The organism is Roseibium marinum, from assembly GCF_002906165.1.
GTDB lineage: Bacteria > Pseudomonadota > Alphaproteobacteria > Rhizobiales > Stappiaceae > Roseibium > Roseibium marinum.
Map to the genome: position 1 here is coordinate 138972 of NZ_PPCN01000009.1, position 20360 is coordinate 159331.

General features: G+C 58.2%; 18 protein-coding genes. 13 read left to right on the forward strand and 5 right to left on the reverse strand.

All coding sequences use genetic code 11. The features are described 5' to 3' along the window. Window positions 1-300 precede the first annotated feature (300 nt). Both CLV41_RS19145 and CLV41_RS19150 read left to right on the forward strand, forming a co-directional pair. On the forward strand, window positions 301-1692 hold the full coding sequence (locus tag CLV41_RS19145; protein ID WP_235867187.1) for a TolC family outer membrane protein: 1392 nt from the start codon (window positions 301-303) through the stop codon (window positions 1690-1692). A 285-nt stretch (window positions 1693-1977) separates the two neighbouring features. Beyond that, window positions 1978-2739 carry a PopZ family protein gene (locus CLV41_RS19150; protein WP_103224032.1) on the forward strand — a complete coding sequence of 254 codons (762 nt, stop codon included), beginning with the start codon at window positions 1978-1980 and terminating at the stop codon, window positions 2737-2739. 111 nt (window positions 2740-2850) lie between these two features. Here CLV41_RS19150 and CLV41_RS19155 read toward each other — a convergent pair whose 3' ends face one another. Then, entirely contained in the window at window positions 2851-3276 is a 426-nt protein-coding gene (locus CLV41_RS19155; RefSeq protein WP_103224033.1) for a DUF1284 domain-containing protein, read from the reverse strand. A 259-nt stretch (window positions 3277-3535) separates the two neighbouring features. On the opposite strand from CLV41_RS19155, the gene CLV41_RS19160 reads away from it, so the two are divergent. Both CLV41_RS19160 and CLV41_RS19165 read left to right on the forward strand, forming a co-directional pair. After that, a complete protein-coding gene (locus CLV41_RS19160) occupies window positions 3536-6367 on the forward strand; it encodes a valine--tRNA ligase (RefSeq protein ID WP_103224034.1) in 2832 nt (943 codons plus the stop codon). Between the two features lie 104 nt (window positions 6368-6471). Next, the gene (locus CLV41_RS19165; RefSeq protein WP_408014097.1) at window positions 6472-7020 is read left to right on the forward strand and encodes a DUF2155 domain-containing protein; all 549 of its coding nucleotides are present in this window, start codon (window positions 6472-6474) and stop codon (window positions 7018-7020) included. Window positions 7021-7139: 119 nt separating this feature from the next. Here the strand turns inward: CLV41_RS19165 and CLV41_RS19170 are convergent, their stop codons facing one another. Next, a complete protein-coding gene (locus tag CLV41_RS19170; protein WP_103224036.1) occupies window positions 7140-7808 on the reverse strand; it encodes an alpha/beta hydrolase in 669 nt (222 codons plus the stop codon). A 298-nt stretch (window positions 7809-8106) separates the two neighbouring features. On the opposite strand from CLV41_RS19170, the gene CLV41_RS19175 reads away from it, so the two are divergent. The 9 genes from CLV41_RS19175 to tenA all read left to right on the forward strand — a co-directional run bounded on the left by CLV41_RS19175 (window position 8107) and on the right by tenA (window position 16405). Continuing rightward, on the forward strand, window positions 8107-9276 hold the full coding sequence (locus CLV41_RS19175) for a cysteine desulfurase family protein (protein ID WP_103224037.1): 1170 nt from the start codon (window positions 8107-8109) through the stop codon (window positions 9274-9276). 111 nt (window positions 9277-9387) lie between these two features. After that, window positions 9388-10860: a Fe-S cluster assembly protein SufB gene (gene sufB, locus CLV41_RS19180; RefSeq protein ID WP_103224038.1), complete on the forward strand. Its 1473-nt coding sequence runs from the start codon at window positions 9388-9390 to the stop codon at window positions 10858-10860. Beyond that, a complete protein-coding gene (locus CLV41_RS19185; protein ID WP_103224039.1) occupies window positions 10860-11336 on the forward strand; it encodes a hypothetical protein in 477 nt (158 codons plus the stop codon). The genes sufB and CLV41_RS19185 overlap by 1 nt, the downstream gene beginning before the upstream one ends. 14 nt (window positions 11337-11350) lie before the next feature. Continuing rightward, entirely contained in the window at window positions 11351-12106 is a 756-nt protein-coding gene (sufC, locus tag CLV41_RS19190) for a Fe-S cluster assembly ATPase SufC (protein WP_103224040.1), read from the forward strand. 14 nt (window positions 12107-12120) lie between these two features. Beyond that, complete coding sequence (locus tag CLV41_RS19195) at window positions 12121-13440, forward strand: SufB/SufD family protein (RefSeq protein WP_103224041.1); 1320 nt, start codon at window positions 12121-12123, stop codon at window positions 13438-13440. A 150-nt stretch (window positions 13441-13590) separates the two neighbouring features. Beyond that, a complete protein-coding gene (locus CLV41_RS19200; RefSeq protein ID WP_103224042.1) occupies window positions 13591-14847 on the forward strand; it encodes a cysteine desulfurase in 1257 nt (418 codons plus the stop codon). A 13-nt stretch (window positions 14848-14860) separates the two neighbouring features. Next, a complete protein-coding gene (locus CLV41_RS19205) occupies window positions 14861-15256 on the forward strand; it encodes an SUF system Fe-S cluster assembly protein (protein ID WP_103224043.1) in 396 nt (131 codons plus the stop codon). Window positions 15257-15356: 100 nt separating this feature from the next. Next, window positions 15357-15692 carry a Fe-S cluster assembly scaffold SufA gene (gene sufA, locus CLV41_RS19210; RefSeq protein ID WP_235867188.1) on the forward strand — a complete coding sequence of 112 codons (336 nt, stop codon included), beginning with the start codon at window positions 15357-15359 and terminating at the stop codon, window positions 15690-15692. Between the two features lie 47 nt (window positions 15693-15739). Then, on the forward strand, window positions 15740-16405 hold the full coding sequence (gene tenA / locus CLV41_RS19215) for a thiaminase II (RefSeq protein ID WP_103224045.1): 666 nt from the start codon (window positions 15740-15742) through the stop codon (window positions 16403-16405). A gap of 235 nt (window positions 16406-16640) precedes the next feature. Here tenA and CLV41_RS19220 read toward each other — a convergent pair whose 3' ends face one another. From CLV41_RS19220 to CLV41_RS19230, 3 genes are all read right to left on the reverse strand, one after another. After that, complete coding sequence (locus CLV41_RS19220) at window positions 16641-17702, reverse strand: GGDEF domain-containing protein (RefSeq protein WP_103224046.1); 1062 nt, start codon at window positions 17700-17702, stop codon at window positions 16641-16643. Window positions 17703-17825: 123 nt separating this feature from the next. Then, window positions 17826-19271, reverse strand: coding sequence for a DEAD/DEAH box helicase (locus CLV41_RS19225; protein WP_103224047.1), 1446 nt, complete (start codon window positions 19269-19271; stop codon window positions 17826-17828). Between the two features lie 344 nt (window positions 19272-19615). Continuing rightward, entirely contained in the window at window positions 19616-20347 is a 732-nt protein-coding gene (locus CLV41_RS19230) for a sulfotransferase family 2 domain-containing protein (protein ID WP_146048604.1), read from the reverse strand. Window positions 20348-20360 lie beyond the last annotated feature (13 nt).

Below are 20360 nucleotides of genomic sequence, written 5' to 3' on the forward strand. Positions count from 1 at the left end.
TAGGGATGTGATTCAGACACATCCCACACTTGAGCGAGTGCGGATGATATACTTGAACGCATTGAAACTAAATATCTTTTCCGCCTTTCTGCGGTCTCAGCAGAAAGCGGATTGTTCGTGGGGGTATGGGGCCCGGCGATTTGATTCGAATACATCGGGGCCCCGATGCCGGGCGGCAACTTGTTGCCTAGAAGCCGCACTCGCGGATTTTCCGAATTTATCCGGCTCGAATGGTTGAAGAAAAACACTCATCAGTTTACTCAATTTGTTCAAGATGGTTTGTTCCATGAGGAGTATGGAGTGTCTGGTCGTTCAACTTTGAAAGTAGTGGCCATCGCGTTGGGCCTGTTTGGTGGCGTTTCCGCCAGCGCATTGACCGGGGCGGCCTATTCGACTGCGCATGCTGAAACCATTGCCCAAGCACTTGCGCTGGCCTATACCAACAATCCGACCCTGAACGCCGCTCGCGCGCAATTGCGCAGCGTCGATGAAGGCGTTCCGCAGGCGTTGTCCGGCTGGCGCCCGACGATCACGGCCTCCGGCTCGGCCGGGCGGATCGGCAGCGACGTTGACGGGTTCAAGTCCTACTACAACAACTCGTCAATCTCGCTTTCGATCAGCCAGATAGTTTTCAATGGGTTCCGTACCGTCAACTCAACCCGTCAGGCGGAAGCGCTTGTCCGCGCCCAGCGTGAAAGCCTGATGGCGACCGAGCAGGACACGCTCCTCGATGCGGCCAGTGCCTATGTCGATGTGATCCGCGACGCCGCGCTTGTTTCCCTTCAGCGCAGCGACCTTAAATTCCTTCAGGAACAGGTCCGCGCCGCCAGGGACCGGTTTGACGTGGGTGAGGGCACCCGCACGGATGTCAGCCAGGCGGAAGCTCGGGCCGCGGAAGCCCGCGCAAGCCTGAATACCGCGCTTGCCAATCTGAACACCAGCCGCGCCGTCTACCGGCAGGTCGTCGGTATCGAAGTCAACAGCCTTTCCGCCGACACGACGATCAGCCGCTACGTGCCGAAGTCGCTGGAAGAAGCGCTTCAGCTCAGTGAAACCCGGCAACCGCTGATCCGGCAGGCTCAGCATCAGGTCGATGCGGCGATATTCAATATCAAGGCGATCGAAGGCGAATTGATGCCCCAGGTTACCCTGGACGGCAGCTTCACCCGCACCTGGAACCCGTCCGCGAACACGGATATCAGCGACAACGCGCAGATTTTCGGCAACGTCACCATTCCCCTGTATCAGGGCGGCAGCGTGTCGTCGCAGATCCGGCAGGCCAAGGAAGATCTGGGCCAGACCCGTTTGCAGCTGGATGTCGCTCGCGACCAGATCCGCGCGAATGTCATCTCCGCCTGGGGGAACTACCAGGCGGCGGAAGCTTCGATCGTTGCGGCACAGGCCGCCGTCGAGGCGCAGCAACTGGCCCTGGAAGGTGTGATCGAGGAGCAGCGCGTCGGCCAGCGGACGACCCTGGACGTTCTTGACGCCCAGCAGGAGCTGGTGAGCCAGCAGTCCAATCTTGTGACCGCGCAACGAAACCGTATCATCGGTGGATTCCAGCTTGTGGCCGCAATCGGCGGACTTGATGCCGATTCCCTTTCGCTGAATGTCGCACGCTACGATCCCACAAAGCACTACAGGGCGGTCCGCGACCAGTGGTATGGCTGGCGCACACCCGACGGCCGGTAAGATCACGGTAACTTATGTGCTTCACCATGGCAGCTGCAGATCGATAATCCGCGGCTGCTTTTTTGTTTTGCCGGTAAAAATATCGGTAAATTGGCCCATGTTGACGTGAAACGTCGAACAGGGTTCCACTGCGGACGGATATTTTCCGACTAAAAAGGGGAAAAGACGTTTGTTGGCAGTGCGCTCGCTTTGCGCGTTTCTGGTTGACCCGCATAATTCCGGTTAACGAATCATTCAGATTAAACTGGGTGTTCCGTCGCGTAGCCGAAAAGTACGGGGGAAGTCATGGCACAGGCGAAAAAGGCTGAAGAGCCGTCGATGGAGGAGATCCTCGCATCGATCCGCCGGATCATATCCGACGAGGACTCCCAAGGTGCTGATGCAGGCGAAGCCGATGTCAGCGTAGAAATTGAAACACCGGTTGCAGAAGAGGCGGCTAACGATATGGGCGATGCCTCCGAAATGTCCCAGGACGATCTCGACAAACTGTTCGACATGGACAGCGATGTCGAAGAGATTGCCGAAGACGAGGATCTGGACGACATGGCCGCGGCCATGGAAGCCGATGCTGACGCTGATTCAGACGAAATTACCGATACCGAGGCTGTTCCCGACGAAATTGAAGAAGACGTCCTGGAACTGACGGAAGAGCTTGCTGTTCCCGATGAAGAACCGCTGGACATGGTGGATGGTCTTGCGGAGGATTTCGACAGTCCGGAAAGCGACGTGTCGTTTGCCGAACCCGAAGAACTGGAACCCGAGCCCGAACCTGAACCTGCTCCGGCGATTGCGGCAATGCCGATACCGGACGACCTGCCGTCCATTGCAGGCGAGGCTCCACTGACATCGGACAACACCGGGGAAGCAGTTCACGCGGCTTTTGACAATCTGACCAACATGTTTGTCGGCTCGCAGGCGCAGACCGTGGAGGAGCTCGTCAAGGACATGCTGCGCCCGATGCTGAAAGCCTGGCTGGATCAGAACCTGCCGCCGATGGTGGAGCAGATGGTTCAAAAGGAAATCCAGAGGGTCACGCGCCGCCGCTGAGTTTTGACAGGAAACCAGAGAAACGGCACTTTGCGTTCAGGGGAATGCAAAGTGCTTTAGTATTTGAGATCACTCATTTTTCTGCTTTCATCCCACTGCGGGATGCCCCGATCACGGGGCTGTCAGCCGGCAATCCTTGAAGCCGTCTCGGGCAATGACGCTGCAAAGCCGGCGCCATTCGCAACCCGCGCAGGCGGAGCGGATCGATCCGGCCTGAAAGGCTGTCCTGAGATCGCGAACCCGGCCACCGCTCAGCGACAGGTTTCCCCCGGTTTCAATTTCACTTCCCAGAACATCGGAGATTTCGGCGGCCGCAAGCCGGTCTCTTTCCACGACGCTGCTCCCGCGGCAGTGACAGGTCTCTTCCTTGAGCATCGGCTGGCAGATGTCGTCCGGTCCGCTGACGAGCCGCAGTGGCTCCCCGGCGTTCAGCCTCTCGACAATCCGGTCGTAATTGCGCACGAAATCCACCGTGTAACCTTTGCCGAGATAAGTCAGCAGGCAGAGAAGGTGATGCGGACGCAGCGAGACGGTCATGGGGACCTTATTGCAGGAAACCGGTGGCTACCCAAGCCGGGATTTGCGGTGGCAGGAATTCACATGCTCTGAACGTTCCCGGAACCATGTCCGAAACCTGCCCGGAGATGCAAACCGATACGCAAAGAAGCGATTTCGTGGCTTACAGTGAGGGTTCACCGATGGTTTCACGGGTTTACCCGGTTGACTTGCGCCGACGCATCCGATTTACACGATGGCTCACGAATACCGAGATTCATCCTCCCATTGAGTGACCCTGATGCTGGATAAGACATACGACGCGGCCAGCGTTGAGCCGCGGATTTACGAAACCTGGGAACAGGCTGGTGCCTTCAAGGCCGGAGCCGGCGCCAAGGAAGGCGCGCCTGCCTATTCCATCGTAATTCCGCCGCCCAATGTGACAGGCTCGCTGCATATGGGCCACGCGCTGAACAACACCCTTCAGGATATCCTCGCCCGGTTCGAACGCATGCGCGGCAAGGATGTTCTCTGGCAGCCGGGCATGGACCATGCCGGCATCGCCACCCAGATGGTTGTCGAGCGCCAGCTTATGGAACGCCAGGAGCCCGGACGCAGGGACATCGGCCGCGAAGCTTTTGTCGAGAAGGTCTGGTCCTGGAAGGACGAATCCGGCGGCCTCATCTTCAACCAGCTCAAGCGTCTCGGCGCGTCCTGTGACTGGAGCCGCGAGCGCTTCACCATGGACGAAGGTCTCTCCACAGCTGTTCTGAAGGTCTTCATTCAGCTCTACCGGGAAGACCTAATCTACAAGGACAAGCGCCTCGTCAACTGGGACCCGGCGCTGCTGACCGCGATTTCCGATCTTGAAGTCGAACAGCGGGAACTGAATGGCCACCTCTGGCACTTCCGCTATCCCCTGGAAGGCGGCGCCAGCTATGAAGCTCCGATTGAGTGGGACGACGAGGGAAAACCGACCGCGTTCGAAACGCGGGACTATATCGTTGTCGCGACGACGCGCCCCGAAACCATGCTCGGCGATACCGCCGTCGCGGTGAATCCGGAGGACGACAAATACAAAGATCTCTTCGGCAAGCATGTTGTTCTGCCGCTTGTCGGCCGCCGGATTCCGATTGTTGCCGACGATTACGCCGATCCGGAAGCCGGTTCGGGCGCCGTGAAGATCACGCCGGCCCATGACTTCAACGACTTCGAGGTCGGCAAGCGCCATGAACTGCCCATGATCAGCGTCCTCGACCGCGAGGCCAACCTCACCCTGAAGGAAAACCCGGAATTCCTCGAAGGCCTGACGCCGGACGAGGCGCAGCTTGGTTTCTGGGAACAGCTGGAAGGCCAGGACCGCTTCGCGGCGCGCAAACGGATCGTTGAATTCTTTGAGGAAGCCGGGTTGCTCGACAGGATCGAGGACCACAAGCACATGGTGCCGCATGGGGACCGCGGCGGCGTTCCGATCGAGCCGCTTCTGACCGACCAGTGGTATGTGGACGCCAAGACGCTCGCCAAGCCGGCCATCGCTTCGGTCCGCGAGGGCCGCACCAAATTCGTTCCGGCGAACTGGGACAAGACCTATTACGAGTGGATGGAAAACATCCAGCCCTGGTGTGTGTCCCGCCAGCTTTGGTGGGGTCATCAGATCCCCGCATGGTACGGACCGGACGGCGGCTTGTTCGTTGAAGAAAACGAAGACGCGGCCGTTGCCGCCGCCAGGGCCCACTACGGCAAGGACATCGAGGTTGCCGACATCGAGACAGCGCTCGCCTCATGGGAAGGCAATTCCGGTGGCAAGGTTCTGATTTACCGTGACGAGGACGTGCTCGACACGTGGTTTTCCTCCGCTCTCTGGCCGTTCTCCACCATGGGCTGGCCCGAGGAAACGCCGGAGCTGAAAAAATACTTCCCGACCTCTGTGCTGATCACCGGGTTCGACATCATCTTCTTCTGGGTCGCCCGCATGATGATGATGTCCATGCACTTCATGAAAGAAGAGCCGTTCGCGGACATCTATATTCATGCCCTCGTCCGGGACGAGAAGGGGCAGAAGATGTCCAAGTCCAAGGGCAATGTCATCGACCCGCTCGCCCTGATCGAAGAGTTCGGCGCGGATCCGCTGCGTTTCACACTGGCGGCCATGGCCGCGCAGGGCCGGGACATCAAGCTGGCGACCGGCCGGGTGGCCGGCTACCGCAACTTCGCCACCAAACTGTGGAATGCCGCCCGGTTTGCCGAAATGAACGGCTGCGTCCGCGTGGAGGGTTTCGATCCCGCCTCCGCGAACCATATGCTGAACCGCTGGATCGCCACCGAAACGGGCCGCTGCATCGCCGATGTCACGTCGGCGATCGAAAGCTACCGCTTCAACGACGCGGCGGGCGCGGCCTACCGGTTTATCTGGAACACGTTCTGCGACTGGTACCTGGAACTTGCCAAACCGATCTTCAATGGCGACGACGAGGCCGCGAAAACAGAGACACGCGCCACCGCGGCCTGGGCACTCGACGAGATCCTCAAGGTGCTGCATCCGTTCATGCCGTTCCTGACGGAAGAGCTCTGGGAGCGGCTTGGAGACAACGGAGTGAAGGCCGGTACCCTGCTCATGCAGACGGCCTGGCCCGAAGCAACGGTTGCCGATGACGCCGCGGCCGGGGAAATCAACTGGTTGGTGACGCTGATTTCCGAAATCCGGTCTGTCCGGGCGGAGATGAACGTGCCGGCGGGAGCGAAAGTGGCTGTCGTGGTTGCCGGTGCAAACGAGTTGACCCGCCGCCGCCTCAAAACCCACGAAGCCGCGATTTTGCGCCTGGCGCGCGCCGAGACGATTGAACTCGCCGACGCGGCGCCATCGGGAGCCGCGCAGATTATCGTTGGCGAAGCGACGGTGTGTCTGCCGCTGGCCGGAGTTATCGACCTCAGTGCGGAAAAAGCGCGGCTTCAGAAGGAAGCCGGCAAGCTCGAGGACGAAATCACCAAGATCGAGAAGAAGCTCTCCAATCCGAAATTTGTCGAGAAGGCACCTGATGAGGTGGTCGAGGGAGAACGGGAAAAGGTGGCCGTTGCCAGCGAGAAGCTGGAAAAGGTCGGGACCGCCCTGAAGCGTCTGGCGGAAATCGGCTGACCTGAACCTGCCGGCCCGGAGAAGATTTTGTCTTTTCCGGGCCGCAATTCGGTGTTAGCGGGAACTTCGATGTCCTCTGGCGGCATGGAATCTGTATGAGGTTGATGGCTGACTTGTGTGAGACAATGAAAGCGGCAATTCGCACCCTGAAGAGACTGAGCGTCGCGGCGGCTGCCGTCACGGTGGTGACCGCGACCGCATATGCGGAAAAAATAGAAAACCCCGTTGCCGTCTTTTCCGGCCTCGACAAGATCACCGGCCGCATCATTTCCTTCGATGTCTATATCGGCGAGACGGTCCAGTTCGGTGCCCTGCAGGTGACCCCGCGCGTTTGTCACACGCGTCCTCAAACCGAATCTCCGCTGACCACCGGCTTTGTCCAGGTGGACGAAATCACGCTCAACAACGAAGTCCGCCGGATCTTTTCCGGCTGGATGTATGCCGCGAGCCCGGGGCTTCATGCGGTGGAGCATCCCGTCTACGACATCTGGCTGACCAACTGCAAACTCGCGTCAAACGTACCGCCCCCGGAAGACTACAGCGGCCCGCCGATCAAGGGCATCGTGGCGGAAGGCGAGGACCCGTTGGCCGGTCCGGACGACGGGATCGACAGCGGACCGGGGATACCCAGGCCCAAGCCCTTTCAGGGCTAGATCGACAGATCTGGATGGTTTTCTGCTTCGGTAGGGCGGACGGAAAACTCAGGCCCAGCCACCACTCCTTCGACCAGGAAAAAGCCCGCTGAAACAGCGGGCTTAACAGTTTTGGGAAATCAATCGACGTTCAGGTAATCCGCCGGGGTCAATCCCAGCCGTCCGTCGACATATGTGCCGCAGCGTTCGATCAGCTCATCCAGGTCATTTTCAAAGAAATGGTTGGCGCCGGGAATGGTCTCGTGATCGATCACGATGCCCTTCTGGGTCTTCAGTTTGTCGACCAGTGTCTGGACATCCTTTTGCGGCACGACCTTGTCGTTGTCGCCGTGGATGATCAGACCGGAGGACGGGCAGGGGGCAAGGAAGGAGAAGTCGTGCAGGTTCGCGGGCGGGGCAACGGAAATGAAGCCTTCCACTTCCGGACGGCGCATGAGCAACTGCATGCCGATCCAGGCACCGAAGGAAAAGCCGGCGATCCAGCAGGCGCGCGCGTCCGTATGGACGGTCTGCACCCAGTCGAGAGCCGCCGCCGCGTCGGACAACTCGCCCTGGCCGTGATCGAAAGTTCCCTGAGAACGGCCGACACCGCGGAAATTGAAGCGCAACACGGCAAAACCGCGCCGGGCGAACATGTAGTACATCTGATAAACAATCTGGTTGTTCATCGTGCCGCCGAACTGCGGATGCAGATGCAGAACCAGGGCGATGGGTGCGTTCCGTTTTCTTGCGGGATGGAACCGGCCCTCGAGCCGGCCGGCGGGACCGTTGAAGATCACTTCGGGCATGAAGCGTTATGTCCTTGTCAAATTGTCGCGCCGGTTTTCAGGCGCTGGTTTTTCAGAGTCTTGTTACGTGATTTCCCGTAAGACTAAACTTGACTCTTTGGCTCCGAGTTTCTAGAACCTTGTTTAGAATTATTCGAAAGTTCGCACCGCCCACCCAGTTGCAGACGACACTCGGTTCGACCGGTTGGGGGCTGTTATCGTCATCACAGCGGGAAATTTCAAGTTTTTCGAACATGTGTCTGATGTATAAGCGAATTTTCAACCCTAACCAAGCGCAGTTTCAGGCTTAAAAGGTGTCATGCAGCGCCGTTTCGATCCGATCTACCTCGACTACAACGCGGGCGCACCCCTGCGAACCGACGTGCGCGAGGCGATGATCGAAGCGCTTGAAGACCCGGGTAATGCCTCTTCCGTCCATGGCCACGGCCGCAAGGCCCGCGGCAGGATCGAAGCCGCGAGAGAGAAGGTCGCCCGTCTTTGCGGTGCCGGCAGCAGGGCAGTTACCTTCGTTTCCGGTGGCACCGAAGCCAACATGACCGCATTGTCGCCCGTTTGGCAGGACAAGGGCGCGCCTGTCTATCTCGACAAGCTTTTCCTGAGTGCCGTCGAACACCCCTCGGTCGCGACCGGAGGACGGTTCCCGGTAGCAGACCGCTTCGTGGTTCCCGTCGATCCGGACGGCCGCCTTCGGCTTGCCGCACTGGAAGACGCCGTGAAGGATGCCAATCCGGGACTGATCTCGGTCATGGCCGCCAACAACGAGACCGGCGTTATCCAGCCGCTTGCGGAAATAGGCGCGCTTGCCGAGAAATACGGCCATTTCTTTCATGTGGATGCGGTTCAGGCCGCGGGCCGGATGAAGATCGACATGGACGCCTGGAAGGCGGACGCCGTCTCCTTGTCGGCCCATAAATTCGGCGGGCCGCAAGGCACCGGAGCTGTTGTCGTCAGGTCGAGCGCGCGGGTACCGTCTCCCTTGATGGTCGGCGGCGGACAGGAAAACTGGCGGCGGGGCGGCACGGAAAATGTTGCGGCGATCACCGGATTTGGCGTTGCGGCGGAAACCGCTCTTGAAGAATTGTCCCAAACACGCCATCTCGCAGAGATGAGGGTCAGGCTCGAGACCGGCTTGCGAAGCGTGTGTCCGGCAACGGTCATCTTCGGAGAAGCCGCGGATCGCCTGGAAAATACGAGCTGTTTCGCCGTCGCCGGTGTTCCGGCGGAAACCGCGCTGATCTCGTTCGATCTCGATAACGTATCCCTTTCGTCCGGGTCCGCATGCTCTTCGGGAAAAGTGTCGGTGTCGCATGTTCTGACGGCAATGGGTGTCGAGGAAGACCTCGCACGCTGTGCGCTTCGGATAAGCATGGGCTGGAACACTTCAGAGGCCGAGATCGACAGGGTTCTGGAGCTCTGGCCGCGCATTGTCGAACGGCTCAACCCGCAGGCACGCCACAGGGCGGCCTGACAATGGAATTCGGCGGTTTCCCCGCCGGTGGAAAACAGCAGATGAATGTCACAGTCCATCTGCGTGAATATTTGAGTTGCGGGCATGACGCCCGCTGAATGGAGGCAAGGTATGCCAGCTGTACAGGAAACCATCGACAGGGTGAAAGCCATCGATGTCGACCAGTATAAATACGGCTTCGTGACGGACATCGATTCCGAAAGAGGCGCCAAGGGGCTCTCCGAAGAGACAGTCCGGTTTCTGTCAGCCAAGAAGAACGAACCGGAATGGATGACCGAGTGGCGTCTGGATGCGCTGCGCCGTTTCATGCAGATGGAAGAGCCGGACTGGGCGCGCGTTTCCTATCCGAAGATTGATTTTGACGAGCTTTACTACTGGGCGTCGCCGAAGTCCGTCGAAGGCCCGAAAAGCCTCGACGAGGTCGATCCGGAGCTGCTGGCCACCTATGAAAAACTCGGCATTCCGCTTCGCGAACAGGAAGTTCTGGCAGGTGTGGAACCGAAGAACCGCGTCGCGGTCGATGCGGTGTTCGATTCCGTTTCCGTGGTGACCACCTTCAAGGCGGAGCTCAAGAAGGCGGGCGTCATTTTCTGTTCCATCTCCGAGGCCTTGCGCGAATATCCGGATCTGGTGAAGAAATATCTCGGCTCGGTCGTTCCGGTCACCGACAACTATTATGCGACGCTGAACTCGGCTGTCTTCTCCGACGGCTCGTTCGTCTATGTTCCCGAAGGCGTACGCTGCCCGATGGAACTGTCGACCTATTTCCGCATCAACGAACAGAATACCGGCCAGTTCGAACGCACGCTGATCATCGCCGAAAAGGGCGCATACGTGTCCTATCTGGAAGGCTGCACGGCGCCACAGCGCGATGAAAACCAGCTCCACGCTGCCGTTGTCGAACTCGTGGCGCTGGACGACGCGGAAATCAAGTACTCCACGGTCCAGAACTGGTTCCCGGGAGACAAGAACGGCAAGGGCGGCATCTACAACTTCGTTACCAAGCGGGGCGATTGCCGCGGCAAGAATTCCAAGATCTCCTGGACCCAGGTGGAAACCGGTTCGGCGATCACCTGGAAATATCCGTCCTGTATCCTGCGCGGCGAGAACTCCCGCGGCGAATTCTATTCGATCGCGGTGGCCAACGGCTATCAGCAGATCGACAGCGGCACGAAGATGATCCACCTGGGCAAGAACTCCTCCAGCCGGATCATTTCCAAGGGCATTTCCGCCGGCAAGTCGCAGAACACCTATCGCGGTCTGGTTTCGGCACACCGCAAGGCGTCGAGCGCGCGCAACTTCACCCAGTGCGATTCGCTGCTGATCGGGCAGGACTGCGGCGCCCATACGGTGCCCTACATCGAGAGCAAGAACGCATCAGCCCAGTTCGAGCACGAGGCGACCACCTCGAAGATCTCGGACGACCAGATGTTCTATTGCCTGCAGCGTGGACTGACCGAAGAGGAAGCCGTGGCGCTGATTGTCAACGGCTTCGTCAAGGACGTCATCCAGCAGCTGCCGATGGAATTCGCCGTCGAGGCTCAGAAGCTGATCTCGATCAGCCTGGAAGGCTCCGTTGGCTGATGGGGTTGGGTTCTTGGCTATCGAAAAAGGCAACTGAAGCTCAGAGACGTGAAGCAGACAATTTTCTGGTTTCACTCAAGGGGGCTGATCAGTTGGCATTGGACGTAGTTAGCGCAGCTACCATGTCTTACGCCGCTTATTTTGAAGCTAAGGGCAGAGACGTGTATCGAATGGCCCTCTGGATAGAGGATAAGGAACAAATGATGTTCCCACTTGAAATTGGGCAGATGATAAAAGCTCAGCAGAAACAAAAAACAACGAGCTCCACTCCGGGGTTAATGGTTTGGTTGTTTTCAGCTAGAGCACTTTTAGAGCCACAACTAAGACTTTCTGGCAGAGACATCTGGTCTCAACTCTCAAAATCAAGTGAGGAAAGTGAAGTTTTGGCGAGCGAAATGTGTGTGGCAATGAACTTGTCACATAGTCCTTTCGATAGACACTTGGTTCCGATTGGACTCGAACAGTTGCAACGTTGAAGAAGAAGACCACAATGCTTGAGATCAAGAACCTGCACGCCCGCATCGCGGAAGACGAAACGGAAATCCTGCGCGGCGTCAATCTGACCGTCAAGGCGGGCGAAGTGCATGCCATCATGGGACCGAACGGTTCCGGCAAGTCGACCCTGTCCTATGTTCTCGCCGGCAAGGACGATTACGAGGTCACCGAGGGCGAAGTGCTTTTCGACGGCCAGAACATGCTGGACATGTCGCCGGACGAGCGCGCAGCCGCGGGCATGTTCCTGGCGTTTCAGTACCCGATCGAAATCCCGGGTGTCGCCACCATGGAATTCCTGAAAACGGCGATGAACGCGCAGCGCAAGGCGCGTGGCGAAGCCCAGCTTTCCATTCCCGACTTCATGAAGCGGGTCAAGGAAGCTGCGGGTCATCTCAACGTGTCCATGGACATGCTGAAGCGCCCGCTCAATGTCGGTTTTTCCGGCGGCGAGAAGAAGCGCGCCGAAATCCTGCAGATGTCTCTGCTGGAGCCGAAACTCTGCGTGCTGGACGAAACAGACTCCGGTCTCGACATCGATGCGCTGCGTATCGTCTCTGACGGTGTCAACAAGCTGCGCGGTCCGGACCGGGCCATGGTGGTGATCACCCACTACCAGCGTCTGCTGGATCACATCGTGCCAGATGTCGTGCATGTCCTGTCGAAAGGCCGGATCGTCAAGACCGGCGACAAGGATCTGGCGCTTGAGCTGGAAAAGAACGGTTACGCCGACTACGTCGACGCCGCGGCTTGAGGGAGCATCGCAATATGAATGCAAGTGTCCCCATCAAACACACGCAGGCTGAAAGCGATCTGATCGGCCGCTTCGAGGCCGCCAAGGGCGTCCTGACCGGTTCCGTGGCCGTCACGGCCCTCAGGGAAGCCGCTGTCAGCCAGATCCGCGACAAGGGTCTGCCGCACCGGCGCGTCGAGGAATACAAATACACCGATCTGCGCGCCTTCATGAAGTCGGCCGCTCCATTGGCCGCCGCCGCCGATGAAAGCGCCGTCAAAGCCATTCTGGGTGGCCAGGACGCCTTTGGCGGCCTGGAGCGCTACCGGATCGTCGTCGCCAATGGCGCCTTTCTTCCCGGGCTTTCCGATGTCGAGGCGCTCGCGAGCGAAGGCGTGAGCGTTACCAGCCTGACCGGCGAACTTGCCGGTGAGCACGGCGCACAGCTGCTCGCCTCGCCGAAATCCGCGGCGAATGACGGCGTCCTGGCCCTGAACACGGCATTCGTTCAGGGCGGCGTGGTCGTGAAGGTGAAAGAGGGCGCTGAAGTCTCCCGGCCTGTCGAACTGGTTCACGTGGCGGCTTCGGCCGGCGCCCAGGTCAGCCGGAACAAGATCTATGTCGCAAAGGGTGCGAAACTGCGCCTTCTGGAGACCTTTGCGGGCGAAACAGGCGCCGGTGAACTCAACATTGTGTTCGACTATGATGTTGCCGACACAGCGTCGCTTGTGGCGACACGGCTGATCGTCGGGCAGTCGGATACCGCCCGGCTGATCACCTCGATCGCAACGATCGGCGCGCAAACCGAGTTCAAATCCCTCGGATTTATCGCCGGCCCGCGTTTCATACGGAACCAGCAGTTCATCAATTTCGCGGGCGAAAATTCCAATGCCGGGATTTACGGTGTCACCATGGCGCGCGATGAGGATCTGGCGGATCAGACACTGATCGTCGATCACGCGGTTCCTCACTGCAACAGCCGCGAGTTCTTCAAGACGGTTCTCGACGGCCGGGCGAAGGGCGTCTACCAGGGGCGCATCAATGTTGCCCCGCATGCCCAGAAAACCGACGGCGAAATGATGACCCAGGCGCTGCTTCTCTCCGAGGACGCGGAAATGGCCAACAAGCCGGAGCTGGAAATCTTCGCGGACGACGTTATTTGCGCACATGGTGCAACCAGCGGCCAGATTGACGAGGATCTGCTGTTCTACCTCCGCGCCCGCGGCATCCCGGAAGACGAGGCCAGAACGCTTCTCGTGCTTGCCTTCCTTGCCGAGGCAATCGAGGAATATGGCGAAGACGATGTGACCGAGGGTCTGGAAGCGCGGGTGCGCGACTGGCTCGCCGGCCACTAAAGGTATCGGTCCCGGGTCGGGGCAGGGGAACCGGGAGGTTTATCCGGATTTCCTGCCCATGGCCTGGGGACCGAAAATCATCGGAATGGATGCCGTGGCCTGGCCACGGTGTTGCGAACAGGGTGATCTGGAAACAAGGAGCAGCGGCTAATGTCGGTTGCAACCGCTCACGAGACCTCCCGGGCATCGGGTTACGATGTCGAAACCATCCGCAAGGATTTCCCGATCCTGGCGCGAGAAGTCTATGGCAAACCGCTGGTCTACCTCGACAACGGCGCGTCGGCTCAAAAGCCGCAGGCCGTTATCGATGCGGTCACGAAGGCGTATTCGCATGAATACGCCAATGTGCACCGGGGCCTGCACTACCTGTCCAACACAGCGACGGACAATTACGAAGCCGCGCGCGAGAAGGTACGCCGCTTCCTGAATGCCGCATCCGCCGACGAGGTCGTCTTCACCAAGTCGACGACGGAGGCGATCAATCTTGTCTCCTATGGCCTTGGACCGGATTATTTCGCCGATGGTGGAGAAATCGTTCTGTCCATCATGGAGCACCATTCGAACATCGTGCCCTGGCATTTCCACCGCGAGCGCCATGGTGCAAAACTGAAATGGGTCTATGTCCGCGAAGACGGATCGTTCGATCTGGATGCCTTCGCTGATGCGCTCAGCGACAGGACCAGGCTGGTGGCGATCACGCATATGTCCAACGTATTGGGCACGGTGGTTCCGGTTAAGGAAGTTTGCCGGATCGCGCATGAGCGCGGCATTCCGGTCCTGGTTGACGGCAGCCAGGCGGCGGTGCATCTGCCGGTCGATGTGCAGGATATCGACTGCGACTACTACGTCTTCACCGGCCACAAGGTTTACGGGCCAACCGGGATTGGCGTGCTTTGGGGCAAGCCCGACAGGTTGAAGGCATTGCGGCCGTTCAACGGTGGCGGCGAAATGATCCTGGATGTCACGGAAGACGCGATCACCTATAATGATCCGCCGCACCGCTTCGAAGCGGGGACCCCGCCGATCGTCCAGGCGATCGGACTTGGAGCGGCCCTGGACTACATGGACGCGCTCGGCCGGGAGAATATTGCCCGTCATGAAGCGGATTTGAAAGAATATGCACACCGGAAACTGAAGGAAATCAATTCTCTCAGGATCTTCGGCGAAGCGCCCGGAAAGGGAGCTATCGTCTCCTTCGAGATTGAGGGCGCTCATGCCCACGATGTGGCGACGATCATCGACAGGGCAGGGGTGGCGGTTCGCGCCGGCACCCATTGCGCCCAACCGCTCTTGGCAAGATACGGCGTGACCTCTACATGTCGGGCAAGCTTCGGGCTTTATAACACTCGTGCCGAAGTCGACGCGCTTTATGAGGCGTTGCTGAAGGCGCAGAGCTTTTTCGGGTAAGGACGGACCCAGGATGGAAAACGCTACCACGATTGATACTGACGCGAATGGCGAAGAGCTGCAGACTGAAGTCTCGGCCAAAAGCGCCATTCCCGCCGATGAACTCGACAGGCTGACGAGCGATATCGTTGGTGCCCTTAAATCGGTCTACGATCCGGAAATCCCGTGCGATATCTATGAGCTCGGCCTGATCTACAAGGTCGATATCGAGGATGACCGGTCGATCAATATCGATATGACGCTGACAGCTCCGGGATGTCCGGTCGCCGGTGAAATGCCGGGCTGGGTGGAAAATGCCGTTTCCGCGGTCGCCGGTGTCGGCCCAGTCAACGTCGATATGGTCTTCGATCCGCCCTGGACGCCGGAGCGGATGTCCGACGAAGCCAAGGTCGCCCTCAACTGGTATTGAGTTGGCAACCCTTTATCCGATAAGCTGAAACCCTATATCAGGTTTTGGTATCCCGAAACTGAATGAGGACAACATGGCTTCCGCCGGAAAATTCCAGGTTATGACTCTGACCGACACCGCCGCTGAGCGGGTAACGGAACTCGTCGAGAATTCCGGCGGGAAGGCGATCGGCCTGCGTGTCGGGATCAAGACCGGTGGCTGTGCGGGCATGGAATACACGATGGATCTGGTGGAGGAAGCAAAAGCCGGGGACGATGTGATCGAGGACAAGGGCGCGAAGCTGTTTGTCGATCCTTCGGCGGTTCTCTTCCTGCTCGGAACCGAGATGGACTTTGAGGTCACCAAGTTTCGGTCCGGATTTGTATTCAGGAACCCGAATGAGGTTTCCGCCTGCGGCTGCGGCGAATCCGTATCGCTTCAGGCCGCCGTCCGCTGACCGCGGTTGGACATTGATCCAGCCATATCTATCTCGATGGACCCTTCATGACACTGTTTGAACGGCTCAAGGCCGATGCGGCACCGCAATGGGCCAGCTATACGAACCATGACTTCGTAAGGCAGCTCGGTGACGCCTCCCTGCCGCAGGAATGCTTCCGGCACTACCTCGTGCAGGATTATCTGTTTCTGATCCAGTTCGCCCGTGCTTATGCCCTCGGCGTTTACAAGAGCCCCACGATTGACGACATGCGCCAGTCGCTGGAAGGCGTGAAGGCGATTCTGGATGCCGAACTTGATCTGCATGTCGGTCTGTGCGGCGATTGGGGAATGTCCAGAAGCGACATCGAAAACGCTCCCGAAGAGACTCCGACGATGGCCTACACCAGGTTTGTCCTGGACGCGGGCATGTCCGGCGATCTTCTGGATCTACAGGCCGCCCTTGCACCCTGCATCATCGGTTATGCGGAGATCGGCGCGCGCCTTCAGGACGGGGGGGCGGATCATGCGGGAAACCCGTACCGGCTCTGGATCGGGGAATATGCGGGAGATGACTACCAGAAAGTCGCCGGAGGATTTTCCTGCTGGCTGGATCGGACCGCGGCACAGGTGTTGACGGAAAACCGCTATCCTCGCGTTCTGTCGATATTTGAAAAAGCCTGCCGGCTGGAAAGCGATTTCTGGCAGATGGGTCTCGATGCCGGAAGCCGATAGCTGCCAAGGGTGCCCTCGTGTGCCTGATCGTCGGGATTTCACGAGTAAGGAAGCATGCCGATGCGGCGGCTTTTGAAAAATTCGTTTGATCAATGAAAACAGTTTTTAAAGCGCTTTAGAGCGTGTCACGTTTAAGTGGATTAGTGGAGGACGCCCGAGGCAGCGTTTGCATTGCAAATGCGTTCGGGCGATTTCCTGAATTCAATTTAACGCGACACGCTTTAGACGACGTCATCTAGGCAACGTCCACCTGATCCGCTGCAACCGCGAGGTCCTTTTCGCTCCTCACGAGATTGCGGCCGGCGTTTTTGGCGGCATAAAGCGCTTCGTCCGCCCGCGAGACGATAGAGTGGGCATTGTCCGTATTCCGGTAAGTGGCAATACCGACGGAAATGGAGACCCGGCCAAGATTTTCGCCGGTGGAACGTTTTACGAGTTCCTTCGACATCACCGCCACGCGAATGCGCTCACTGATATCAGTGGCGGCATCCAGGGTTTCGTGCGGAAGGATGATGGCGAATTCCTCACCGCCGTAACGGCAGGCGATATCCTGGGCCTTGATATTCTGTTTGACGGCAAGGGCAACGAGACGCAGAACCTGGTCACCTGTCTGGTGACCGTAGGTATCGTTGAATTTCTTGAAGTGATCGATATCCGTCATCAGCAACGCAAAGCCGTGCCCGCCCGTCTCGGCTTGCTCGATGGCCCGTTCGATCGAATTTTCGAAATGCTTGCGATTGCTCAGGGTCGTCAGTTCGTCCGTCAGCGATTCATATCGGATCGCTTCAAGGGAAGACTGTAGGTTTTCGATGTGTTTCTTCGACTCCAGCAATTGGCTCTCAAGCTTGCGGTTGGAAGCGACAGCGCTTTGGGTCGATTTCACCAGATGTGTAACGTAATTCTGGAGTTTTTTTGGATCGGCGACGGATTTGATTTTTTCGCTGGCCTGTTCCAGCGCGGCGCCATAATCGGAGGTCGCATCTGCGCTCAGCTTGAGTGAATCCACCAGCTCTTCGACTTCTCGGGAAACCTTGGTGCCAACTTCATCGAGCCGGTCGCCCAGGCGGATGGGCGACAGAAATCGGCCGTACAGCGTCAGCATTTCGTCCGTGCTGACGTGGCCGTTGGCCTTGATGGATTCATTGATGGCCCGGTTCAAACCCTGATTGTACCCGGCGGAATAGGTGTACCACAGCTCATAACTGCGCGGATAAGCCGGCAGCATATTTTTTTTGATATAATTGAGTGCGGAGGCACCATATCCAATGGTCCGCTGGTGGTCGTCTGAATCCGACATCAAGCTACTCTCGCCTAAGTCCTGCGAATCCGCCCCACACGGCCGCAAGAACTAGGCTTTAGACTCTGATGGAAGGTTTAAGGAGCCGTTAAGTCCAGACAGAATCCTTTACGGAACTCTCAGTTATGAAGCTTTTTTGGGCCGGGGTTCGCGCAAAAGGAAAGCGGGAATATGAACACCCGGGCTGAAGGCCGGTTCCTGCTTCTCGTTTCTGGATTTTCTGCTTCCCGAAGAGTCCGAAATATTGGGAACCGGTATCGGTTCCAGAATTTCCTGTTTTTCTTCGATGCTGCTCACGGCCGCCTGTCGGGGCTTTGACTGCGAGCGCCGGCGTCCGGTTGTCGGGGCCTTTTCGGCCTCGTTATCGTTGCTCGACTTGACATCTTTCGCGGGTTTTCCGCCTCTCCGCCGGGCCTTGCGTTCCTTGGCCGCGGTTTCAAAGTCGATAGGCTCACCCACCCATTCGGGTGCTTTTTCGATAAGCGTTTCGATTGCGGCCAGGTATTTATGGTCTTCTTCGGTCACCAGCGTGAAGGCGGTGCCCTTCCGGCCTGCCCGGGCAGTACGGCCGATCCTGTGAACATAGTCCTCGGCATTGATCGGGACGTCATAATTGAAGACATGGCTGACCTCGGGAATGTCCAGACCCCGAGCGGCGACATCGCTTGCAACGAGAATCTTGATATTTCCCTTTCGGAAATTGTCGAGCGTGGCCATGCGCGTGCGCTGGTCCATGTCACCGTGAAGGGTGCCAACGTTGTACTCATGACGCTCCAGTGAGCGGAACAGCGTTGTTACATCCCGTTTGCGGTTACAGAAGATGATGGCGTTCTGCAGGTCTTCCGCGCCTTCGAGCAGTTCGCGCAGCGCCGCGCGCTTGTCGAAGTCCTTGGATCCGGAAGCTTTAAGCAACTGGGTCACATTGTCGGAAGTCGACGACGTCCGCGCGACTTCAATCCGCGCGGGATTCTGCAGGAAAGCTTCTGTAAGCCGCTGAATCTCGGGCGGCATGGTCGCCGAGAAGAACAATGTCTGGCGCGTGAAGGGGATCAACTTGCAGATGCGCTCAATGTCGGGAATGAACCCCATGTCCAGCATGCGGTCAGCTTCGTCGATAACCAGAATTTCAACACCCTGCAGCAGCAGTTTACCGCGTTCGACATGGTCGAGCAGACGTCCCGGCGTCGCGATGAGCACATCCGTGCCACGGTCCAGCTTTTTGTCCTGTTCGGAAAACGAGACGCCGCCTATGAGCAGGGCGACATTGAGCTTGTGATTGGTGCCGTATTTCTCGAAGTTTTCCTCGACCTGCGCAGCGAGTTCGCGCGTCGGTTCGAGGATGAGTGTGCGCGGCATGCGCGCACGTGCCCTTCCTTTTTCAAGAAGGGTCAGCATCGGCAGCGTGAAGCTCGCGGTCTTGCCGGTGCCCGTCTGTGCGATGCCGAGCACGTCCCGTCGTTCCAGAACCAGCGGGATTGCGCCCGCCTGGATTGCCGTGGGTTCTTTATAACCTGCTGCTTCAACTGCAGCGAGGACCTTCTCGCTAAGACCGAGAGTATCAAATGCCATGGAGCGCTTTGCCCGGATGTTATTTCGGATGTCGTGATTAAATTCGGCCGCGCCGTGGGAACCACTGCAGCCAACGTGCGCACCCTACATCCATGCGCACGGGTGTCAATGCGTCGAAGAGGTAAAATGTAAAGAAAAGCGAGTATTTCCGCGCAACTTTTGCCATCTCAGTTAATACAGCGACGTGAAGCTCATGAAATGGGCAGCGAAGTTCCATGCGCGTTACATAAATTCCGACCGGGAACAACCGGTCCAAATGCGGGGAAAAGGAATATGTGCCGGCAGCTGGAATACACGAACTGGTTGAAATCTGGAGACTATATCGGATTTGCGAGCGAGCCGGATTACGCTAGGACAGCAGCTTGCGCGTAGAATAATTCATAGTCGGCTTTGTATCGACGCCTGAGTTTATGGAACAAGCCTTCGTCCTCGAAGGAACGCAGCGTGCCGGGGGAGACATAATCCAGCGCCCGATAGGTGAACGAGGGAGAAGGCCGGAATTTCAGCGATCCGGCTGCAAGGAACGTATCCAGAGATTGCTCGAAATGCTCCAGAAGCAGGATGATATCCGCCGTGAGTGCGCCCTTGTAAGTCAGAGCCGCGGTCTGGCTGCGAAAAAGGTTATCCGCCTCAAGATCCGAGATCGATGCCACATGTGAGACGAAATCCTCTGGCGACATGGATTTGTCGAAATAGCTTTCCTGATAATACGAAGGAAGCGGAAGTTCATTCATGATGATCTTTTCGTAGCAATAGGCGAGCCGGTGCAGCGGATCCTGTACCCAGGCTACGATCTTCATGTCGGGGTGGCGCCGCTTCAATTCACGCGCCGTGAGCAGTTCCACGTTTCCGTGGAACAGGGACCGGTCCGAAATCTCCGTGGCTTTGGCGGACCGGTCAGTGAACGTTCCGCAGAATTCGGTGCCGGCCAAATGGTGGAGAACCGGAGCAAGAGTATGAAATGCCGCTTCCGCGATCCGGGCAAAGGCGATGTCATGTTCGGGAAACGCAAGATACACGTGATTACGCAGCGGCCGGCGGCGTTTGTCGAAAATTGTGTACACCCGGTCTAACATAATACTGGTCCGG

What these genes read in the sequence shown, in the direction of transcription:
- CLV41_RS19150 (WP_103224032.1), top strand. Translation starts at nt 1,978, where the DNA reads ATGGCACAGGCGAAAAAGGCTGAAGAGCCGTCGATGGAGGAGATCCTC.
- CLV41_RS19155 (WP_103224033.1), bottom strand. Translation starts at nt 3,276, where the DNA reads ATGACCGTCTCGCTGCGTCCGCATCACCTTCTCTGCCTGCTGACTTAT.
- CLV41_RS19160 (WP_103224034.1), top strand. Translation starts at nt 3,536, where the DNA reads ATGCTGGATAAGACATACGACGCGGCCAGCGTTGAGCCGCGGATTTAC.
- CLV41_RS19165 (WP_408014097.1), top strand. Translation starts at nt 6,472, where the DNA reads ATGGCTGACTTGTGTGAGACAATGAAAGCGGCAATTCGCACCCTGAAG.
- CLV41_RS19170 (WP_103224036.1), bottom strand. Translation starts at nt 7,808, where the DNA reads ATGCCCGAAGTGATCTTCAACGGTCCCGCCGGCCGGCTCGAGGGCCGG.
- CLV41_RS19175 (WP_103224037.1), top strand. Translation starts at nt 8,107, where the DNA reads ATGCAGCGCCGTTTCGATCCGATCTACCTCGACTACAACGCGGGCGCA.
- sufB (WP_103224038.1), top strand. Translation starts at nt 9,388, where the DNA reads ATGCCAGCTGTACAGGAAACCATCGACAGGGTGAAAGCCATCGATGTC.
- CLV41_RS19185 (WP_103224039.1), top strand. Translation starts at nt 10,860, where the DNA reads ATGGGGTTGGGTTCTTGGCTATCGAAAAAGGCAACTGAAGCTCAGAGA.
- sufC (WP_103224040.1), top strand. Translation starts at nt 11,351, where the DNA reads ATGCTTGAGATCAAGAACCTGCACGCCCGCATCGCGGAAGACGAAACG.
- CLV41_RS19195 (WP_103224041.1), top strand. Translation starts at nt 12,121, where the DNA reads ATGAATGCAAGTGTCCCCATCAAACACACGCAGGCTGAAAGCGATCTG.
- CLV41_RS19200 (WP_103224042.1), top strand. Translation starts at nt 13,591, where the DNA reads ATGTCGGTTGCAACCGCTCACGAGACCTCCCGGGCATCGGGTTACGAT.
- CLV41_RS19205 (WP_103224043.1), top strand. Translation starts at nt 14,861, where the DNA reads ATGGAAAACGCTACCACGATTGATACTGACGCGAATGGCGAAGAGCTG.
- sufA (WP_235867188.1), top strand. Translation starts at nt 15,357, where the DNA reads ATGACTCTGACCGACACCGCCGCTGAGCGGGTAACGGAACTCGTCGAG.
- tenA (WP_103224045.1), top strand. Translation starts at nt 15,740, where the DNA reads ATGACACTGTTTGAACGGCTCAAGGCCGATGCGGCACCGCAATGGGCC.
- CLV41_RS19220 (WP_103224046.1), bottom strand. Translation starts at nt 17,702, where the DNA reads ATGTCGGATTCAGACGACCACCAGCGGACCATTGGATATGGTGCCTCC.
- CLV41_RS19225 (WP_103224047.1), bottom strand. Translation starts at nt 19,271, where the DNA reads ATGGCATTTGATACTCTCGGTCTTAGCGAGAAGGTCCTCGCTGCAGTT.
- CLV41_RS19230 (WP_146048604.1), bottom strand. Translation starts at nt 20,347, where the DNA reads ATGTTAGACCGGGTGTACACAATTTTCGACAAACGCCGCCGGCCGCTG.